General features: G+C 51.5%; 17 protein-coding genes and 1 tRNA gene. 16 read left to right on the top strand and 2 right to left on the bottom strand.

All coding sequences use genetic code 11. From position 1 onward, the window contains the following. Positions 1 to 62 precede the first annotated feature (62 nt). The 7 genes from rpsP (at position 63) to cls (ending at position 6,873) form a co-directional block, all read left to right on the top strand. The gene (rpsP, locus tag G6R28_RS03010) at positions 63 to 503 is read left to right on the top strand and encodes a 30S ribosomal protein S16 (protein WP_213792745.1); all 441 of its coding nucleotides are present in this window, start codon (positions 63 to 65) and stop codon (positions 501 to 503) included. Positions 504 to 619: 116 nt separating this feature from the next. Beyond that, positions 620 to 1,138, top strand: a complete 519-nt coding sequence (gene rimM / locus G6R28_RS03005; RefSeq protein WP_213792744.1) for a ribosome maturation factor RimM — start codon at positions 620 to 622, stop codon at positions 1,136 to 1,138. Then, positions 1,138 to 1,881, top strand: coding sequence for a tRNA (guanosine(37)-N1)-methyltransferase TrmD (gene trmD / locus G6R28_RS03000; protein ID WP_213792743.1), 744 nt, complete (start codon positions 1,138 to 1,140; stop codon positions 1,879 to 1,881). The genes rimM and trmD overlap by 1 nt, the downstream gene beginning before the upstream one ends. A 26-nt stretch (positions 1,882 to 1,907) precedes the next feature. Next, positions 1,908 to 2,858, top strand: a complete 951-nt coding sequence (gene rnz, locus G6R28_RS02995; protein WP_213792742.1) for a ribonuclease Z — start codon at positions 1,908 to 1,910, stop codon at positions 2,856 to 2,858. Beyond that, the gene (gene recJ / locus G6R28_RS02990; protein ID WP_213792741.1) at positions 2,851 to 4,839 is read left to right on the top strand and encodes a single-stranded-DNA-specific exonuclease RecJ; all 1,989 of its coding nucleotides are present in this window, start codon (positions 2,851 to 2,853) and stop codon (positions 4,837 to 4,839) included. Before rnz ends, recJ begins: the two co-directional genes overlap by 8 nt. 19 nt (positions 4,840 to 4,858) lie before the next feature. Next, positions 4,859 to 5,392, top strand: coding sequence for an adenine phosphoribosyltransferase (locus G6R28_RS02985; protein ID WP_213792740.1), 534 nt, complete (start codon positions 4,859 to 4,861; stop codon positions 5,390 to 5,392). A 29-nt stretch (positions 5,393 to 5,421) separates the two neighbouring features. Beyond that, positions 5,422 to 6,873, top strand: a complete 1,452-nt coding sequence (cls, locus tag G6R28_RS02980; RefSeq protein ID WP_213792739.1) for a cardiolipin synthase — start codon at positions 5,422 to 5,424, stop codon at positions 6,871 to 6,873. Positions 6,874 to 6,901: 28 nt separating this feature from the next. Here cls and G6R28_RS02975 read toward each other — a convergent pair whose 3' ends face one another. Then, positions 6,902 to 7,636 carry an SAM-dependent methyltransferase gene (locus G6R28_RS02975; protein ID WP_213792738.1) on the bottom strand — a complete coding sequence of 245 codons (735 nt, stop codon included), beginning with the start codon at positions 7,634 to 7,636 and terminating at the stop codon, positions 6,902 to 6,904. A gap of 90 nt (positions 7,637 to 7,726) precedes the next feature. Between G6R28_RS02975 and G6R28_RS02970 the strand changes: the two genes are divergently transcribed. The 7 genes from G6R28_RS02970 (at position 7,727) to asp3 (ending at position 16,146) form a co-directional block, all read left to right on the top strand. Then, the gene (locus G6R28_RS02970; RefSeq protein WP_213792846.1) at positions 7,727 to 8,386 is read left to right on the top strand and encodes a uracil-DNA glycosylase; all 660 of its coding nucleotides are present in this window, start codon (positions 7,727 to 7,729) and stop codon (positions 8,384 to 8,386) included. A gap of 63 nt (positions 8,387 to 8,449) precedes the next feature. Continuing rightward, a complete protein-coding gene (gene pta, locus G6R28_RS02965) occupies positions 8,450 to 9,439 on the top strand; it encodes a phosphate acetyltransferase (RefSeq protein ID WP_213792737.1) in 990 nt (329 codons plus the stop codon). 61 nt (positions 9,440 to 9,500) lie between these two features. Beyond that, positions 9,501 to 10,973, top strand: a complete 1,473-nt coding sequence (locus G6R28_RS02960) for a glycosyltransferase (protein WP_213792736.1) — start codon at positions 9,501 to 9,503, stop codon at positions 10,971 to 10,973. Next, positions 10,963 to 11,799: a hypothetical protein gene (locus G6R28_RS02955; protein WP_213792735.1), complete on the top strand. Its 837-nt coding sequence runs from the start codon at positions 10,963 to 10,965 to the stop codon at positions 11,797 to 11,799. The genes G6R28_RS02960 and G6R28_RS02955 overlap by 11 nt, the downstream gene beginning before the upstream one ends. A gap of 36 nt (positions 11,800 to 11,835) precedes the next feature. After that, on the top strand, positions 11,836 to 13,272 hold the full coding sequence (gene asp1, locus G6R28_RS02950) for an accessory Sec system glycosyltransferase Asp1 (protein WP_213792734.1): 1,437 nt from the start codon (positions 11,836 to 11,838) through the stop codon (positions 13,270 to 13,272). A 25-nt stretch (positions 13,273 to 13,297) separates the two neighbouring features. Next, entirely contained in the window at positions 13,298 to 14,836 is a 1,539-nt protein-coding gene (gene asp2 / locus G6R28_RS02945) for an accessory Sec system protein Asp2 (protein WP_213792733.1), read from the top strand. Then, complete coding sequence (gene asp3, locus G6R28_RS02940; RefSeq protein WP_213792732.1) at positions 14,836 to 16,146, top strand: accessory Sec system protein Asp3; 1,311 nt, start codon at positions 14,836 to 14,838, stop codon at positions 16,144 to 16,146. The genes asp2 and asp3 overlap by 1 nt, the downstream gene beginning before the upstream one ends. 71 nt (positions 16,147 to 16,217) lie before the next feature. On the opposite strand, the gene G6R28_RS02935 is transcribed toward asp3, so the two are convergent. Further along, positions 16,218 to 17,012, bottom strand: coding sequence for a sulfite exporter TauE/SafE family protein (locus G6R28_RS02935; protein WP_213792731.1), 795 nt, complete (start codon positions 17,010 to 17,012; stop codon positions 16,218 to 16,220). 198 nt (positions 17,013 to 17,210) lie between these two features. Between G6R28_RS02935 and G6R28_RS02930 the strand changes: the two genes are divergently transcribed. Next, positions 17,211 to 17,294: transfer RNA gene (locus tag G6R28_RS02930), tRNA-Leu, on the top strand. A gap of 148 nt (positions 17,295 to 17,442) precedes the next feature. After that, positions 17,443 to 18,360 carry a phosphatase PAP2 family protein gene (locus tag G6R28_RS02925; RefSeq protein WP_213792730.1) on the top strand — a complete coding sequence of 306 codons (918 nt, stop codon included), beginning with the start codon at positions 17,443 to 17,445 and terminating at the stop codon, positions 18,358 to 18,360. The last annotated feature ends 10 nt before the right edge of the window (positions 18,361 to 18,370 follow it).

The following is an 18,370-nucleotide window of genomic DNA, read 5'->3' as shown; positions in this document are numbered from 1 at the left end:
TTGACATGCTTTTTGATATCTGGCATACTATATCTTGTAAAGAAATTCGGAGGAAATTATTCATGGCAGTTAAAATTCGTTTGAAGCGCATGGGTGCTAAGAAGCGTCCTTTCTATCGTGTGGTTATTGCAGACTCACGTTCACCTCGTGACGGCCGTTTCATTGAAACGGTTGGAACTTACAACCCAATCACGGTTCCAGCAGAAGTTAAGTTGGACGAAGAAAAGATCATGGGTTGGTTGCAAAACGGTGCACAACCTTCTGACACGGTTCGTAACTTGTTGTCAAAGGCCGGCATCATGACAAAGTTCGCAGCTACTAAGGCAGGCAAGAAGCCAGCCGAAAAGAAGGCCGCAAAGCCAGCTGCAAAGAAGGAAGCCGCTGCTTCATCTTCAAAGCCAACGACTAAGAACACGGTTGCTGAAATCAAGGCATACTTGGACGCAGCCGGAACGAAGTACCCATCATCAGCTAAGAAGGCTGACTTGTTGGACTTGGTTTAATCAACGTCTTTTAAAAACTACCTTCGGGTGGTTTTTTTCTTTTTTGAAAGGTTTTGGCGGGCAACCAGCGTCGAATAAAGCAGAGCCAAAGTGAATTATTTGCTATAATAGACGGTATGGAAACAGTAAATTATTTTAAAATTGGAACCATTGTGAACACCCACGGGATTCGCGGTGAACTGAAGGTTAAGGCGATTACGGACTTTGCTGACGAACGCTTTGCCAAGGGGGCAACCGTCTACCGCTTGGTCGACGGCGCTTACCTGCCTGAAAAGATCGAGAAGGCCCGTGTTCACAAGGGAATGTGGTTGCTGACTTTTGCAGGGGTGACCAACATTAACGAGGTGGAAGCCTACAAGGGACAAGAACTCTACGTCTCAGAGGCCGACCGTGAAGACTTAGACGATGGGGAATACTACTATTCCGACATCATTGGCTGCACGGTCCAAGACGAAGAAGGCCAAGTGGTTGGAACCGTTAAAGAAATCATGGAAACCGGGGCCAACGACGTTTGGATTGTCAAACGGCCAAAGGGGGCCGATGCCTTGATTCCGGTCATTGCAGACGTTGTTAAAGACGTCAATGTGGAAGGAAAGACCATTGTGATTGATGTCTTAGAAGGGTTGTTAGATTAATGAAAATCGATGTACTCTCCCTTTTTCCAAAGATGTTTGCGCCCATGCAGGAATCGATTATTGGAAAGGCCATTGAGCGCGGTTCTTTGTCCTTTAACGTTACGGACTTTCGCGACTATACAACCAATAAGCACAACAACGTGGATGACTACCCCTTTGGTGGGGGGGCCGGCATGTTGTTGACGGCTCAACCAATCTTTGACGCCGTTCAGGCCATTAAAGAAAGGGATGACAAGGGTTCAGCCGGCCACGTCGTCTTACTGGACCCGGCCGGCAAAGCCTTTGATCACAAGGATGCCGAACGTTTGGCTTCCTATGACCATCTGACCTTCATTTGTGGCCACTACGAGGGCTATGACGAGCGGATTAAGACTTTGGTCGACGAGGAAATTTCCCTTGGCGACTACGTCTTAACCGGTGGGGAATTGGGTGCCATGGTGATGATTGATGCCACGGTTCGCTTCCTTCCAGACGTCTTGGGAAACGCTGAATCAGCATCTGGCGATTCCTTCCAGGATGGGTTGCTGGAATACCCACAATACACGCGTCCCGCCGACTTTCGCGGAATGCAGGTGCCAGAAGTCTTGACTTCGGGTAACCACCAAAAAATCGCCGAATGGCGTTTGAAAGAATCGTTAAAGAAAACCTACTTAAGACGCCCTGACCTCTTAGAGGGTCGGCAGTTTTCAAAGGAAGAGCGGGATCTCTTAGACGATATTAAAACCGAGTTGAACGAGGATTAGTTCTGCTCTTCTTGAGGTGATGACAGATGGAATTAGAATTCTTAGGGACCGGCTCCGGTCAGCCATCAAAATTTCGCAACGTAGCCAGCATCGCGCTTCGTCTTTTAGACGAACGAAACGCCGTCTGGCTTTTTGACGTTGGCGAAGCCACTCAGCACCAAATCTTAAAGACGACGATTCGCCCCCGGAAGATTGAAAAGATTTTTATCTCCCACTTGCACGGCGATCACATCTTTGGACTACCAGGCCTCTTGTCTTCCCGTTCCTTTCAGGGAGCCGATAAGAACGAACCCCTAACCATCTATGGGCCAAAGGGTGTTAAAAGCTTTGTCACGACTGCCCTACGGGTTTCTGAAACCCACCTGTCCTATCCCATCCACTACGTGGAAATCGAAGAAGGGGTGATCTTTGAAGACGAAACCTTCAAGGTTATCGCCGCACCACTCCGTCATCGGATGACGGCCTGGGGCTTCCGGGTTGAAGAAAAGCCACACGCCGGCGAACTTTTGATTGACAAAGTCCGGGCCGACAAGATTCCTTCCGGACCGGTCTACGGCCGCCTAAAGGCCGGAGAAACCGTGACCCTAGAAGATGGTCGGGTAGTCAATGGAAAGGACTACCTCGGGCCAGCACAGCCTGGTCGTGTCATCACGATTATCTTTGATACAATGCCTACTGATAGCGAGCTGGCCCTTTCAAAGGGCGCCGATGTGCTCGTCCACGAGGCAACCTACGGAATGTCCAAGGATGAGGGGAAGATGGCCCGGGCACACGGGCACTCTACCTCCCGAGATGCGGCCAACTTAGCTCAGCAGGCCGGCGTCAAGAAGCTGGTCCTAACCCACGTTTCGGCCCGCTACATTGGCCCACTCTTACAGAAGTTTATTGCAGACGTCCACAAGCTCTTTGCAAACACCTATGTCGCCCGTGACATGGACGTTGTCGACGTCCCATTTGAAAAGGAGCAGCATGACTAGAAAGTGGCAAGTAATGGCACAGCCAGACGCGGCCAAAAGGCAGGGTCTTCAAGACGACTTGGGCCTTGGCCCAGTCACGGCTGGCTTTTTAGTTCAGAAGGGGATTGACACGGTACCTTTGGCCAAGGCCTTCTTAAATCCTGACTTTGACCAACTACATGATCCAAGCGACTTTTACCAGATGGATGTGGCGGTCGAAAGGATTCAAGAAGCCGTTTTCTCCGGGGAGAGCATTCTGGTCTATGGTGATTATGATGTCGATGGGTTGACCTCGACGACCATCATGACCGAAGCGCTGCTTTCTTTGGGCGCTGAAGTCCATCCATACGTGCCAAACCGTTTTACGGATGGTTACGGGCCCAATCAGGCGACCTACGCCCGTTTAATCGACGAAACCGGAGCCAGCCTGATTATCACGGTGGATAACGGGGTTTCCGGTAAGGAAGCCATTGACTGGGCAAAGACGCAGGGGGTCGATGTTGTGGTTACGGACCATCACGCCCTGCCAGACGAGCTGCCCGATGCGGTTGCCGTGATTCACCCCCGCCACCCGGAAGGTCAGTATCCATTTGGTGATTTGTCCGGTGCCGGTGTCGCTTTTAAAGTCGCCCAGGCCGTTTTGCAGGATGGCATGCCAGCCGAAAGTCTGGCCGACCTGCCCACCGAGTTCTTCGACCTGGTGGCCATGGGAGCGATTGCTGACGTTGTTTCCTTAACGGACGAAAACCGGGCCTTTGTGACCTGGGGCTTAAAGGAAATCGAAAAGAACCCACGGCCCGGTTTGCAGGCCTTGCTTAAGTCTGCAAAACAGCCAAAGGACGCGGCCGTTTTGTCCGAAACCGTTGGCTTCAAGATTGCCCCACGGTTAAACGCCATTGGCCGTTTGGGGGATGCCAGTCTCGGCCTTGATTTACTAAAGACCAAGGACGAAGCTGAGGCCAAGGCCTTAGCCAAGCAGATCGAAGAGCTGAATAATCAGCGCCGTGAACTGGCCGACCAGGTCTTTGAAGAGGCTATGGCCCAGGCCTTAGCACCTAACCAGGCTGAACAACCGGTTCTCCTGATTACTGGTGAAGACTGGCACCAGGGAATTCTTGGCATTGTGGCCGCCCGCTTGACGGACTTGGTGGCCAAGCCCGTTGTGGTCATGACCCGGGTCGATGATCTCTACAAGGGTTCTGGCCGCTCCTATGGCGACTTTGACCTGCACGCCTTCATGGCGGAATTCGAAGAAGACTACGCCTCCTTTGGTGGCCACGCCGGTGCCTTGGGAATAGCCATTGAAGAGGATAAGCTTGCAGGCGTTAAAGAGAAGATTCGACAGGCCGGTGGCCAGCTGACCTTTGAAGCGACGCCGCTTTCGGTTAACCTATTGATGGAACCGGGCATGCTAACCAAGGACTTTTACGAGCAGGTCAAAGTCTTAGAACCCTTTGGCGAAGGAAATGCGCAGCCAGTGATTGGCCTGCCAGAGGTTGCCTTAACCGAGGCGAAGGCGCTCGGTGCTGAACAAAAGCACTTGAAGTTGTCCTTTAACGGTGGCCAGGGTGCGGTTGAAGCCTTAGTCTTTAACGATCCGGAACTGGTTCAAGAGGCCCTCGGTCAAAAGCAAGCCAAGATGGCCGGGACCGTTGGCTTAAATTCCTTTGCGGGCCGAACCCGCTTGCAGCTGATGCTAGAGGACTTATCCTTTCCTGTTTCGGAAAAGACCGTTGGTCCGAGCGGATTTAACCGCTCCAAGGCCGACTTTGCCAATCTATACAAGTATCTTTATGGACAGCAAGAACGGGCCATCGTCACAGACTTGGCAGCGGTTTTGCTCGAACTAACCATTCAAGAAAAAGAATTTAAATTAATGATTCAGGTCTTTTTGGACCTTGGCTTTGTTAAAATGGACGGGGGACACATCCGCTGCATCGCTCAAAAGCAAAAGCGAGCGCTGGATGAGTCGGCCACCTATCGACGTTATTTTGCCGGTTAAGCCGGTTTGAGGAAAGATTATGACTAAAAATGATTTACACGATTACGTTGCTTCCGTGAAGGACTATCCTGAAGAAGGCGTGACCTTCCGGGACATCTCACCCTTGATGGGCAACGGTGCCGCATACCGTGAGGCAATTGACCAAATTAAGGACTTTGCCAAGGACTTGAACGTTGATTTGATTGCGGGTCCAGAATCGCGCGGTTTCATCGTTGGTTCGCCACTGGCCTACACCTTGGGGGTCGGCTTTGTGCCCGCCCGCAAAGTCGGTAAGTTGCCCCGTAAGGCTGTTTCGGCTTCCTACACCCTCGAATACGGTGGTGTGAACGAGTTAGAAATCCACGAAGACGCCATCAAGCCTGGTCAACGAGTTTTGATTGTCGACGACCTTTTGGCAACCGGTGGCACAATTAACGCCACGCGCAAGATTATCGAGGAACTCGGTGGCGTGGTTGCTGGGGTCGCCTTTATCATCGAATTAGAAGCACTTCAGGGACGTGAAAAGATCATGCAGGCTGGGGAAGTTCCTTTCTTAGCCTTGATGGAGTACTAAGCAAACACAGGGGAAGAGAAGGGCTTCAGATGGCCGATCTATGGACAACAATCATCACGATTAACGCGGTTTTGGCCGCGGTTACGGTCTTTCGTGAACCGCGGGATATCGCGGCGACCTGGGCCTGGATTTTAGTGCTGATTTTTATGCCCGGGATTGGCTTTGTTCTCTACTCCTTTGCCGGACGTAAGCTACCGGCCAAGCGACTCTTTGCCTTTCAAGGAAAGGACGCGTCAAAGATCCAGGAAAAGATTCAAAAACGGCTGCAAGAAGCACCGGGTTTGAATAACGCAGCGGAGTTGGAGCGGCTGCCCCGTTCCGCCCGTTCCCTGGTCACGCTCTTTCAACGGATTAACCAGACGCCCTTGGCCAGCCATAACGAGGTGCAGGTAATGACCTCCGGCCAGGACTTTTTCAGCCGGTTGAAGCGGTCCTTGAAGCAGGCCAAAGAAACGATTAACATCGAATTCTACACCTTTTACTCTGATAACTTGGGGCATGAAATTCGCGATATCTTAGTTGAAAAGGCCAAAGAGGGGGTCGAAGTGCATGTCTTGTATGACTCCCTGGGTTCTGCCGGGACGACCGGTCGCTTCTTTGCACCCTTAACTGCTGAAGGCGGTCATGCTGCCCCCTTCTTGAAGCGCCGCTTTAACCTGATTAACTTTCAGCTGAACTTTCGTGATCACCGCAAGATTGTTGTGGTCGATGGCAAAGTCGGCTACGTGGGTGGCTTTAACATTGGCGACCAGTACCTGGGCCGGAAGAAGAAGTTTGGCCACTGGCGGGATACCCACTTGAAGCTGCAGGGCTCTGGCGTCTACTACCTTCAAGAGCATTTCTTGTTGGACTGGAACGCTTCGGCTTTGAAGAAGCCCATGGACGTGCAAGATGATCGCTACTTTCCGGCTCTGCCCGATCAGGTGGCTGGCAAGACCGACTTGCAAATTGTGACTTCGGGGCCCGATTCGGATGATGAGCAGATCAAGATGGGCTACATTCGCTTGATTCAGTTAGCCAAGAAGCGCTGCTGGATTCAAACACCCTACTTGATTCCGGATGATTCGACCATCGATGCTTTGCGGATTGCGGCCAATTCGGGCGTTGATGTTCGCATCATGGTCCCCTGCATGCCCGATCACATGTTTGTTTATCGGGCCACCCAGTACTTTGCCTCTCAGCTCGTGAAGGACGGCATTAAGATTTACTATTACCAAAACGGGTTCTTGCATGCCAAGACGATGGTCGTCGATGACCAGTTGGCCTCGGTTGGTTCGGCTAATTTTGACTTTCGCTCCTTCAAATTAAACTTTGAGGTGAACGCCTTCTTGTACGATCAGTCGATTACCGAACAGCTGGCGGCAACCTATGAAAAAGACATTGAGCAATCGAGTGAGCAGACGGTCGAAAGCTTTGCCAAGCAAAGTCGCTGGCTTCGCTTCAAGCAAGTCGCTTCCCGCCTCCTGGCACCGATTCTATAAAATAAAAAAAGAGCCATTGGCTCTTTTTTTATTTGGCTAAATAGATGGCGTCTTGAAAGTCATCAAAGGGCTGGTAGTGGGCGTTTAGTGCAGCCGGCTTGGTTAGTTTGGCCGACTGCCAGAAACGGGCGGAGTTTGTATCCGGCCCTTTTTCTCCGATGACCACCAAGTCAAAGAGCTGACCGCTTTCTCTCAGGGCCTCTAAGACCCGCCAGTCGTCCTCTGTGGTGTTTGGCGCCCAGGCCATGATGAAGAGGGGGAGTTTCTCTTGCTGGCCCTGAGAGACGGCTTGAATGGCTTCCAATACGGCTGCCCGGGCGTCCTGTTCATAAACTTTCGTCCAGGGGAGGGGCCGCTCGTTGTCCTGTCCAAGCCAGTCCAGAGTGTCAACGGCCTTGGCGTTGGCTCCGGCTTTTTTAAAGGCGGCTGTCAGGAGGGCGTTACCCGCCATTAATTCGACGATTGGTCGTCCCTTGGCAAAGAGCAGCAGGTCGGCAATTAGCTGCTGGTTTGGTAGAAACCAGACACCGTATTGCTCAATGAGGGTTTGCCTGAGATCACCAAAGGCTTCATCCAGTGCTAAAAGGCCCGGTTCCCTGAGCAACTGGCGTTCACTGTAGAGCAGTTTTGGTAGGGGCTTTTCAGGTAAGGTCTGCTGGTCTAAGGCCTGCAGGCAGGCCTGGACGGCTTGAATTTTTCTGAGAGCCTGCGGATAGTCCTGGTATTGTTTTTCGACTTGCTTCAGTGTGGCTTGATTCAGCATTTTTTGCTTCCTGACATTGATTCGAAACGGCCCTCTGGTAAAGTAGAGGAAGAAACTTTCTAGGAGTAGTATAGCATGGCGACTTTTCACCTGACGACATCCAGCTGGGATGAGCATTTAAAAGATTATTTACCGGCTGATTATTCGGCCCGCGTAAGGACTTTTTTAGATCGGGAATACCAAGGGCCAAGGCCAATCTATCCCGCCCGTGACCGGGTCTTTTACGCCTATCAGAAAACCCCCTTTGAAAAAGTCAAAGTCGTTATCTTGGGACAAGATCCTTACCACCAACCAGGACAAGCCCAGGGGCTGTCCTTTTCCGTCCCCGATGGCATGAAAACGCCACCTTCCTTGCGAAACATTTTAAAGGAATTAGACGACGACTTGGGGCAGGTGCGCTTGTCACAGGATTTGACTAGCTGGGCCGAGCAGGGCGTCCTGCTTTTAAACGCTGTTCTCACGGTGGAAGAATCGGCCGCTAACGCTCACCAGGGATTGATCTGGGAAGCGTTGACGGACGCTAGTATTCAAGCGCTTTCTGACGACGAGCAGCCCAAGGTTTTCATTCTCTGGGGCAGCTTTGCTCAAAAGAAGGCCAAGTTGATTGATGATAGTCGACACTGCATCCTGGCTTCGGCTCATCCGAGCCCATTGTCGGCCTACCGGGGCTTTTTTGGGTCGAAACCCTTTTCAAAAACCAATCAATTCTTAAAAAAGGCTTCACTTTCGCCAATTAGCTGGTTGGAATAAGGTCAAGGTCATTCGACTTTGCTATAATTTAAAGTAACAATAGACGGTAGAGGAGTGTGTTTCATGGCACTGTTTGATGAATTAAAAGAAAAGATTCAAGACGATCAGATTACCTTGGTCTTCCCCGAAGGCGAAGACCCACGGATTCAAGGAGCGGTTGTTCGCTTAGCTGAGGAGGGGCTGGTTTCACCAATCCTTTTGGGCGATGAAGCGGCCATTCAAGAAAACGCTGAAGCGGCAGGTTTTGACCTAGCTAAAGTCAAAGTCATTGACCCAGCTAAGCAGGATGCTTCGGCTAAGGCGGCCATGGTGGCGGCCCTTGTTGAGCGACGAAACGGTAAGACGGACGAAGAAACCGCCGAAAAGTGGTTAGCGGATGTAAACTATTTTGGAACCATGATGGTCCAAATGGGACAGGCCGACGGCATGGTTTCTGGTGCAGTGCACCCAACCGGGGACACGGTTCGACCAGCCCTGCAATTGATTAAGACAGCCCCCGGATCAAAGCGGATTTCCGGTGCCTTTTTCTTGCAAAAGGGTGACCAACGCTACGTCTTTGCCGATTGTGCCATAAACATCGAGCTTGATGCCGAAACGATGGCCCAGGTGGCCATTCAGTCGGCCGAAACGGCCAAGGCCTTCGGCCTCAATCCAAAGATTGCCATGCTTTCCTTCTCAACCAAGGGCTCAGCTAAGGGCGAGATGGTCGACAAGGTGAGAGAAGCAACGCAGTTGGCAAAGGACCTGGCACCGGAATTGGCCAACCAAATTGACGGGGAATTGCAATTCGATGCCGCCCTGGTTCCGTCGGTTGGAAAAGCCAAAGCAGCCGATTCAACGGTTGCCGGACAGGCCAACGTCTTTGTCTTCCCAAGCTTGGAAGCCGGCAACATCGGCTACAAGATTGCCCAACGGCTCGGTGGCTTCGAAGCCATGGGACCCATTCTGCAGGGATTGGCCAAGCCGGTTTCGGACCTTTCTCGGGGATGTTCGGAAGAGGATGTTTATAAGGTGGCCATTATTACGGCCGTTCAGGTTCAAAACGCTCGGTAAAGTCGCGACTTTTTGATTAAGAGTGGGTGCTTCTGCCAGTGTGATTTCGAAAGGGCGCAGCATGAATTTTTTCTTAAATAAAGGCATGGGCCACGGGAATTCCGGTGTGGAACACGCGCAGTTTTACCGGCTGCGCGCCTTTTTTGAGCTGGGAGAACCCGCTAAATTGGTCTTCACGGACTTGCTGCCAGAGCTCCATGACCATCTGAAGGAATGGCATCTGAAAGAAGAGCAGGTCATCAATCTTTATGACTACTTGATGGCGGAAGACCCCAATCGCTATTTAACAGAGGGCCTCTTAGCAAAAGAAATTCGCCCCTATGAAAAAACGACCCTGAAGGACTTTACCAAAACCGATCGGGTAGTGGTTGAGCAGGCCACGGCCGGTTACTTAATCAAGCGGATGAAGGAAAAGGTCTGGCAAGAAGAAAAACAGCTCTATCTTGTTTCGGATGCCCAAGTCGTCTTGAGTTACGGTACAAGAAGCCTCTCATGGGCCTACCGGCAAGTCGATGGCAAACGTGAAATGACGGCCATTTTGCTGGAAAACTTCGTGGGGCAAAACTACTACTTTGATAATTTTTATGGTCTGTTGACCTTTTTCATGGACCAAATTCAAGAAACCTTCGGTGCCAGCCGTTACTTCTTCGACCGCGGCCTTGATTACGATGAGTACTTCGTTTCCAATCGAAGTCGCCATCAAGAAGATCGCTTGATTGCCGTCGTCCATGCCGACCATCGCTTGTCCAACAAGGGGCAGAATCGGGTGTTCAATCAGTTTTACCAGTACTTGGTCAAGCACCTTTGGGCCTACGATGCCGTTGTTGTTGCAACAAGAAAGCAAGCAGCCGTTCTGCAAGACAACCTTGCCGAACTGGGTTACGGGAAAGAGGCAGTCCAAAAGGTTCACACCGTACCGGTTGGCTTTGTTGAACAAGTCATGGAAAAAGCCACCCCTTCAGTGGCGAAAGGCGACCACCCGCTTTCCCTTGTGACGGCTTCGCGTCTGCATCCAGAAAAGCACATTGACCAGTTGGTTTTGGTCATGGCAGCTTTGAAACGGGCCGGGATTGCTAGTCGGTTAACGGTTTACGGCAGCGGCCAAGAAGAAGCCGCCTTGCAGCAGCTGATTGATGAACAAGGCCTTTCGGAAGAGGTCTCATTGGCCGGTTTTTCACAGGATTTAGCCGCTGCCTTTTCAAAGGCTGACTTGTATCTATCGGCTTCTTACTCGGAGGGCTTTGGCCTGACCTATTTGGAAGCGCTGGCCCAGGGATTGCCGGTTTTGTCCTATGAAAACGACTACGGGGCCAAGGAGTTGATTGAAAGCGGCCGAAACGGTTACTTGGTTGACTTTTCACCGCTTGAAAGTGCCATTCCACAAAACGTGCAAAAGATGGTTGAAGCCGTCATTTCAGCCCAAGGAGAACGTCATAGTTTGTCAAAGGGCGCTCTGGAAACGGCCAAGCGCTACCGAAAGGAAGTCGTGGCTTTGGCCTGGCGACAATTGTTGGAGGGACTGGATGAAAATTGAATTAATTGAGTCCTTAGATAAGCGGGCCGAACCGGCTGTTAATTGGCAAATTGAACAGGTGAAGCAGGGTAAGGCCGACCGCCTTTTCCTCTTGCAGCCACACGAGGATGCCGTAGCCATTTGCCAAACGCTAGGCCTAGCCCTCGATTGTGTTTTTGACATGGCGAGTCAACGGCTTCTATCGGACTGGCCAGAGGGGGAGGGCCGCTTTCTCTTTGATCTGCCCGTGCCCAACCAGGGCCAGATTAACTTAGGTGATGAAGGGCTTGTCAGTCTTCGTTCACAGGGCAAGCAAATGGCCAAGGTGGTCCTTTTTGCGGACAGTTACTACCTGGTACAGGCCCTTTCTTGGATTGACCAAACGGACCAGGTGAGCCGCAAGGAAATTTTTTTGCGGACTGGCCAACTCTTTGCCAAGCAATACTTTAACCGGGGCCAGCTCTTGCAGTCCGACTTTTATTTTGGTGAGGCTGTGGCCAGCCGCTCGGACTTTTACTTTGACGGTCGGCGTAACTTTGCCTTGGTCAACGGGCAGGAATACCCCAGTTATGAAGCGGCTGCCCAGGATTTGATGCAAAAAGTGGCCGGGACAGCAACGGTGGAAATAACTTCGGCTGGGGCCCTTGCCACCATTGCCAAGACAGCCGTTTTGGCCTGCCCGGAAGGCTTGTTTGATCAAAATGACCAAGTCGACGCGGCCGTATTAACGATTTTACAAAATCCAGGACACCCGGTTGAGCGGGTCTTGGTCAGTCGAAAAGATTTCGCCCAAGCGAAAATGCTGGGGCTACCAATGGAAAAAATGGAAGAGTTCGTCTTTGATTGATGACTGACAACCAAAGGAGAAAAGAGGGAAGGGATTGTGTCACTAGTTGTTATGCCGGCTTGGCCCGATAATTTTCAGGTCAGCCAACAGGAAAAACAAATGCAAAGCATGATTGGCCAGCTGCAAAAGGTGGCCGATCCCTTTTTGATTTTGCCGGCCTACCTACCCAAGTGGCAGACGACGGCCAGACAAATGGGGCTGGAGAAGCTTTCCTTCTGGTCGCCCTTTGACGCCCTTCAAAAAGTCAAGAAAACCGGCCGTAAGCCACTCCAGCTGAACGATTTAACCTGGCCAGAGGATGCACAGTTCATTCGCATGTTTGACCGGGTCGTCGTCTTGTCGAAGATGACCCATTACGCAAACGTCTTCTTTGCCTATCCAATGGCCGATCAGCTGGACCGGGTTGACTTGCTTGAAAAAGGCAAGTTGAAGCAGCAGTTGACCATTGACGACCGGGGCTTTGTTTCCCGTATTCTCGATTATGATCAAGGCCGGCTAGTTAAACTGTCCTACCTTTCCGAGGGTGGGGCTGTGGTGGCCGAGCAGGATTACCAAAGCGGCCACGTTCGGGCCCTCTTGCCCGATGGACAGATTAATGAGTACGACCAAATGGCCGACTTGTTAGTCCAACTGACCACGGCTTATTTGGCCGTGCAAGAACCAGCGGCAGCCTTGGTTGCGGATTCGACTTTGAACCGCAAGATTGCCGAACAAGTGGCCTTTGACCGCTTGTTATGGTGGACGGGGCAGACACCGGAAATGGGTGTTTCTCCTGATTGGCAAGGCCTTTCAAAAAGCGTTACCCGCTTGCAAAGTCAACAGGCGCCTGCCCAAGCAGAGACCGATGAAGTGGCTGCCGAGAAAAGGAGCCAAGCAAGCGAATTAATCGCCCCCTATGCCGTGACAAAGAGCACGCTTTTGCAGAAGAAACAGGAGACGATTCTCTACTGCCAAATTGGTGACGTTGGCCAAGGCGAGCAGGCCAAGTTAATCAAGCAGGCCCTCGACTTTGTCTTAAAAAAGGCGGACCGCACGGTTGTCTTTGAGGGTGAGCTGGCGCCAATGGTGCTACCAGCTATGTTAGATGATGCGCTCAAAGCATTAGACGAGCAAAAGACGGAAGGGGAAGTGGCGGCATTAAAAGCCCATTTTGTCTTCTTAGGAAAGCAGGCTCCGGCTGGACGCCTGGCATACCTCGCAACCGCTTCACTATACTTAGACCTCTCCAGACAGCCGGATCTCTCTGTGCTTGCTGAGACGGTTGGGCTCGGCCTACCCGCCCTGACCAAGGTCCAGACGGCCTATTCCCTTTTGCCTGCCTACCAGCAATCAATTGAAGAGCTTGCCTCTTCTTTGGAAGATTACCTGATCGGTGAAGACTGGCAAGAAAGTCATGAAGCGCTTTTGAAAAAGGGGCAGGAACTGGGCGAACAAGCCTTGCAAGGCGCTTGGCAAAGTCGCCTAAAGGCCTAAAAAACACGTGTGTAAAGGAGTCAACATGGCAGAAGCAATGGCCATCTTGCAAATTGGAAAAACGGATTTGACCGCGGGGTTGAGTCGGCCGACACTGGCCGCCTCCTACTGTAAGACGGTTGATTTACCGGTTTTTTTGGCTGGGCAAAAAAATCCAAAAAAGTTATCCTATGACTATGTCTTGTTGACGGATGACGGGCTCGATTCCGCCTTGTTAGCACGGCAGATTCGCGATTGGCCGGCCTACCGGGTGCTTTACACCGGAAGCTTTGGCACCTTTTCGCCAGCCGTTCAAGCGGCCTTGCATGACCGGGGCGCCTTTTTCCTTGAAGAAGAGGAAAAAGCGGCCTTGGCCGACCGGATTGAAGGGGACTTGTATCAGGGACAGGTCGGCTTTGCCACCCGCTTTTCGGAAGACCAGTTCGAGCCGGCCGACAACTACGCCTGGCACTGGCAACGGGCTGGCCGTTTTCAAAGCAAGGTCTCCGGGGACTTTGGCAAGGACTATCAGCAAATCGGGACGCTGAAGACCTTTCCGGGGGACTTTCAGCCGGGGCAAGAAAACCTGATTTACTTGGATTACGAAAGCACGGGGGATGTCGAAGTCGCCCTTTCCTACGTCTTTTTCCAAAACGGTGGTTTGCAGTCCCTGAAGCTCTTTGAAAATCCCGATGCCAAGCACTTGCCAACCGTCCGGGCCCCAAAGGACTACCAGGACTATCAAATCATCGTGCTGGCCAAGGGACTGGGCGAACTGACGCTAAAGAATCTTCACCAGCGAAAGTCCCGGCACGGACTCGGCTACTTCCTGCCGGCTGGTGAGCGCCTGCTTACCAGAAACGGTGAGGAAGTGCACGCCTACTTTAATCCGGGACAAAAGAAGGGACCGCTGGTCGTTTGCTTTGCCGGAACTCGTTTGCACGTTGAGGGCTTTGAAATGATGGGACCCTTAGATGACCTGGGCTATCCCTACCTGCTCTTTACGGATACAAGGGCCCAGGGTGGGGCCTTCATGGTCGGGGATGCCGACTTTGAAGAACTCGTCATGGCCCGGATTGCAGAAGCAGAAAACGTGCTGGGGGAAAAGGAAGAAAAGACGATTTTTACTGGCTATTCCATGGGTTCTTATCCGGCCATGTATTACGCAGCGAAAATGAAGGGTCAGCACTTCGTCATCGCGAAGCCCATCGTGCACTTGGGCAGCTTTACCGGTAACGGCGCCTTTGCTCATCAGGGGGTTAACCGGGACTGGCCCTTGGATGTTCGCTTGGTCTTAACCGGCCGCTTGGACATGCAAGACAACGAGGCCTTGAACCAAAAACTCTGGTCGGCCTTTGAATCGGTTGACTGGTCAACGGTGCAAATCGACCTCTTTAACATGACGCAAGACGACTACGACCAGGGGGCGGCCGCCGACTTGGTTGATTACTGGAAAACACACGGTGACCAGGTCGGTTTGAAAGAGGAAACCGGTTTCCACGAAGAAAAGATTGACCAAATGGTGGCCTTTTTGAAAAAGGCCATTCGAAAGCAGGCCAAGGAGCAAGAAGGAGGGTTCTATTAATGCAAATGCAGATTTATTGGACACCCAAAACAAAGCTCCACGAGCTGCAGGGAGCGGTTGTCGACTTTGTCTCTGAAAACGAAGTGCGCTACCAAAACCACTTTCTGCCATCGGGGCGCGTGATTGCTTCCTGGACGGACAAGGCGAACTACTTTCAGGAAAAACGGATTGGTCAGCTACCGAAATTGACGGCGGGAACACGCTACCGGGCCAAGCTCTTTGTTGAAAACTCGGAAAAGATGCGGGCCTATCTCTCTTGGACTTTTTTTGATCAGAGTGGTCAGGTCTTAGAACAGCACTATCAAAACGGGCCGACAGACGACTTTCTCGTACCGGAAAAGACCGATTCCTACCGCTTGGACTTGCTTTCAGCGGGGGCCGGGAACTTGACCTTCCACGAAGTCAAGCTAGCTCCTGCTGTTGATGGGGTGCTTTTGAACGGCGACCAGGCGGTCACTGACCACTTGACGGCCTACCTGCAGTTGCCTGACACTATCGTTTCAAAAACGCTCCGGGTTCTGCTGACTGAACCGGTTTTGGAAACAATGGATTACCCCTTGAAGCGGATGCAGCCGGCACCACAAGCAGTCCTCTTCTTGGCCACGGATCTTTTGCACTGCCAGTCTTACTACGATGCCAAAGTCCTAGAGGTTATCAACCAGGCGAAGAAAGCGGCCAAGGCAAAGGAAGTCGAGTTTGTTGGCTACGGGCCAATCTCTTCTTTGACCGCTTTGCTTTACCGTCAAGCCGTTAAGGGGGCGACGGCGGTCATTCCAAAGCAAGAAGACCTTCTTTTGCCCGCTGGCTACAAGCGCCGTTCGAAGGGCTTGAGCGACTTTATTAGCTCCTTACCTGAGCAGATCGACCGATTGCGTTCGGCAGAAGATGGCGTGATTGAAAGGGCCAGCTTAAGCAATTACCCAAGTTCTCTGCGGTCGGCGACGGTGGCAGATGAACTCTTAACGGCCCTGCCATACCCCGACTGGCCAATTGATAAAAAGGCCGAAAAGAAGCAAAAGGCCAAGGAACGTGCCGAAAAAGAAGCCGCTGAAAAAGCGGCTCGGCTCCGCCTGAAAGAAGAAAAGAAGGCCAGCGGCCAAGCCAAGCAGCTTGAGGCTAAAGGTAGGCAAGTTAAAAAAGCTGAACCTGCTGTCAGCCATCCAAAAGGATTGGCCGAAGAAAACGGCTTCTTTAAGAAGCGTAAGCAGCGTCACGGTGCCCGTCATCGTCAAGTGGAAAAGAGCGGTGCTCACGAGGGCAACCCATCATCCCAGCGCTTACAAGAATTCTTTACCAAAAACCGCTCGTGAATGACTGAAAAAATTGCGCAATAAAAAAAGACCGAAATATTTTTCGGTCTTTTTTGTATCGATTGAATTGTTTAGAAGTAGGCCTTGATAAAGAGGTCGACGGCTAGAGCAATCGCTGCCATTGAAATGGCGATTTTAAGAATCTTTGCAGGGATGATGCGGACAATGTGTGGACCAATCCAGCCACCAATGAAGAGGCCGATGCCCATTGGAATAACGAGCCCCCAGTAGATGTGGGAGGAGAAGATGTAAATAATGGTGGCAATGAGGTTTGCCCCACCCAATGAGAGGTTCTTTAAGGCGTTGTAAGAGGCGAAGGGCATCGTCGTTGTGGCCGATAGGATGGCCAGCAGCAAAACGCCACCGGCGGCTCCAAAGTAGCCACAGTACATCCCAACAAGCAGAATCCCGATGGAAACAATGACACGGTAAACGGGGTGGGTCCCGTCGTTTTCAATGGAATCGTCACGGGTTAGGTTGGTTTCGGCTTTCTTGGACTTGTTCACCTGTGACAAGAGAAGCAGGCCGGCGACCAAGACGAAGAAGGGCACGGCTTTTTCAAAAGTCGAAGCCGGAGCAGCCAAGAGCAACCAGGCACCCAGAATGGAACCACCCAGGGTGAAGGGGAGAATTTTAACGAGCTCCTTCTTATGTTCGCCAAGCTCCTTGTGGGAAGAAACGGTTGCCCCGAGGCCCGTCATGACCAATGCTGCGGTATTGGTGACGTTTGCAAAGAGCGGCGGAACCCCAACGGCTAGTAAAGCTGGATAGGAGACAAGGGAGGCAAGGCCGGCCGTTGTCGAGACGATGCCGGCTAGAATGCCCATCGGGAGAAGGAAGAGAAAGTGTTGCCAATATTCGGTCATGGTACTTGGTTTACCCCTTTAAATTTTTTGTCTGAATTTTAGGCTATAAAAGTTCTAAATAACAGGGTCTAGTATAGTCTTGATTCTCGCATCCTGCAAGGCTTTGGCGGGAACAAAGGGAAGGACGGAGAGTGTTAATTGGAAAAGTTTTGCTTGTCAGAAAGTACTTGAGACGATATAATAATGATTGTTTTAAATGCCGCTGTGGCGGAACTGGCAGACGCGTACCGTTCAGGTCGGTATGGAGATTTCTCCGTGCAGGTTCGATTCCTGTCAGCGGCATTCAGAAGCGATGAAAAGCAGCCCTTTGGGCTGCTTTTTTTGTGTGTTGAAATTCAACAAGATATTAGACAGATTGCTCCTTGTAGTGCCTGTGCAGCAGCTCTTGGCCAAGTTATAATTGACTTAACCAAATCAAGGAGAGAACAATATGACTCGAATTCAGAAGCTGCATGCAAAAGCCGAAGCCTTCGAAGAGACAGAGGGCGAACGGCTTGCCTTTTCCCTTTTTTATGGTCTGGCGATCGCTCTTCTTCTCTTCGCCAGCTTCTTCGATCAGTCCGTGAGTCGGGTGGTGATGGATCGGCAATCCATTGTCGGTGCTTTCTTTCAAAAGTACGGGGTCTTTGGCCCAAACATCGTCCTCTTTGCCTCCTTTCAGATTGTGGCCTGGGCCAGCTTTTTTTCGAAAAGGGGACTCATCCAACGGCTTGCTTTGACGACCGTCTTTTTACTCTTGGCAACCAACCAAGTGCTGCTGTCCTTGAAGGGCTATTTTGCCTACACACTTGCTCGGATTTTAAACGGGGAAGGCAGGCAGGTCGGTGATCCCGAACTGGGCCAATGGTTAGTCGGCCTGGCTCTGTCATTGGCCCTGTCTGCCTGTTTCTACTTCTACTTAAAGAACCGGCGGGAAGAAGACCGACAGTACCTTTTAAAGGCAGCGCTGTACGGAATTGCCTTGGTTTTCATTGTCTCCCTTTTAATTGGGGACTTAAAGCTACACTGGGGTCGTTACCGTCCCTTTCAAATGGATGCAACCATGAGTCAATTTACCCCCTGGTACCATCCGAATGGGGCAAACGGCCACTATTCTTTTCCATCCGGGCACACGACTTCTGGTTGGTTAATGACCTACCTACCTTTTTTACTGCCACGTAGTTGGCGAAAAAGTCAGCGAATTCTCCTGATTGTGACGGTGACTCTGGCCATTGTGATTGCCCTTAGTCGGGTTCGCTACGGGGCTCACTGGCTCTCCGATGTGACCGGGGCCAGCCTGATTGTTTTCTCCATGATTCTTTTAGTCTCGCGCCTATTGCCAGCCCACTTTGTTGAAGAAAAGGGGTAGTAACGATTTT

The sequence above is a fragment of the Fructobacillus papyrifericola genome (assembly GCF_018437235.1).
Classification (GTDB): Bacteria; Bacillota; Bacilli; order Lactobacillales; family Lactobacillaceae; genus Fructobacillus; species Fructobacillus papyrifericola.
Note: the sequence above shows the minus strand (reverse complement) of the source record. Positions and strands in the feature narration are given on the sequence as shown.

What these genes read in the sequence shown, in the direction of transcription:
- G6R28_RS02935 (WP_213792731.1), bottom strand. Translation starts at nt 17,012, where the DNA reads ATGACCGAATATTGGCAACACTTTCTCTTCCTTCTCCCGATGGGCATT.
- G6R28_RS02925 (WP_213792730.1), top strand. Translation starts at nt 17,443, where the DNA reads ATGACTCGAATTCAGAAGCTGCATGCAAAAGCCGAAGCCTTCGAAGAG.
- pta (WP_213792737.1), top strand. Translation starts at nt 8,450, where the DNA reads ATGGCACTGTTTGATGAATTAAAAGAAAAGATTCAAGACGATCAGATT.
- G6R28_RS02985 (WP_213792740.1), top strand. Translation starts at nt 4,859, where the DNA reads ATGACTAAAAATGATTTACACGATTACGTTGCTTCCGTGAAGGACTAT.
- G6R28_RS02975 (WP_213792738.1), bottom strand. Translation starts at nt 7,636, where the DNA reads ATGCTGAATCAAGCCACACTGAAGCAAGTCGAAAAACAATACCAGGAC.
- cls (WP_213792739.1), top strand. Translation starts at nt 5,422, where the DNA reads ATGGCCGATCTATGGACAACAATCATCACGATTAACGCGGTTTTGGCC.
- asp3 (WP_213792732.1), top strand. Translation starts at nt 14,836, where the DNA reads ATGCAAATGCAGATTTATTGGACACCCAAAACAAAGCTCCACGAGCTG.
- recJ (WP_213792741.1), top strand. Translation starts at nt 2,851, where the DNA reads ATGACTAGAAAGTGGCAAGTAATGGCACAGCCAGACGCGGCCAAAAGG.
- trmD (WP_213792743.1), top strand. Translation starts at nt 1,138, where the DNA reads ATGAAAATCGATGTACTCTCCCTTTTTCCAAAGATGTTTGCGCCCATG.
- G6R28_RS02960 (WP_213792736.1), top strand. Translation starts at nt 9,501, where the DNA reads ATGAATTTTTTCTTAAATAAAGGCATGGGCCACGGGAATTCCGGTGTG.
- G6R28_RS02955 (WP_213792735.1), top strand. Translation starts at nt 10,963, where the DNA reads ATGAAAATTGAATTAATTGAGTCCTTAGATAAGCGGGCCGAACCGGCT.
- asp2 (WP_213792733.1), top strand. Translation starts at nt 13,298, where the DNA reads ATGGCAGAAGCAATGGCCATCTTGCAAATTGGAAAAACGGATTTGACC.
- rnz (WP_213792742.1), top strand. Translation starts at nt 1,908, where the DNA reads ATGGAATTAGAATTCTTAGGGACCGGCTCCGGTCAGCCATCAAAATTT.
- rpsP (WP_213792745.1), top strand. Translation starts at nt 63, where the DNA reads ATGGCAGTTAAAATTCGTTTGAAGCGCATGGGTGCTAAGAAGCGTCCT.
- rimM (WP_213792744.1), top strand. Translation starts at nt 620, where the DNA reads ATGGAAACAGTAAATTATTTTAAAATTGGAACCATTGTGAACACCCAC.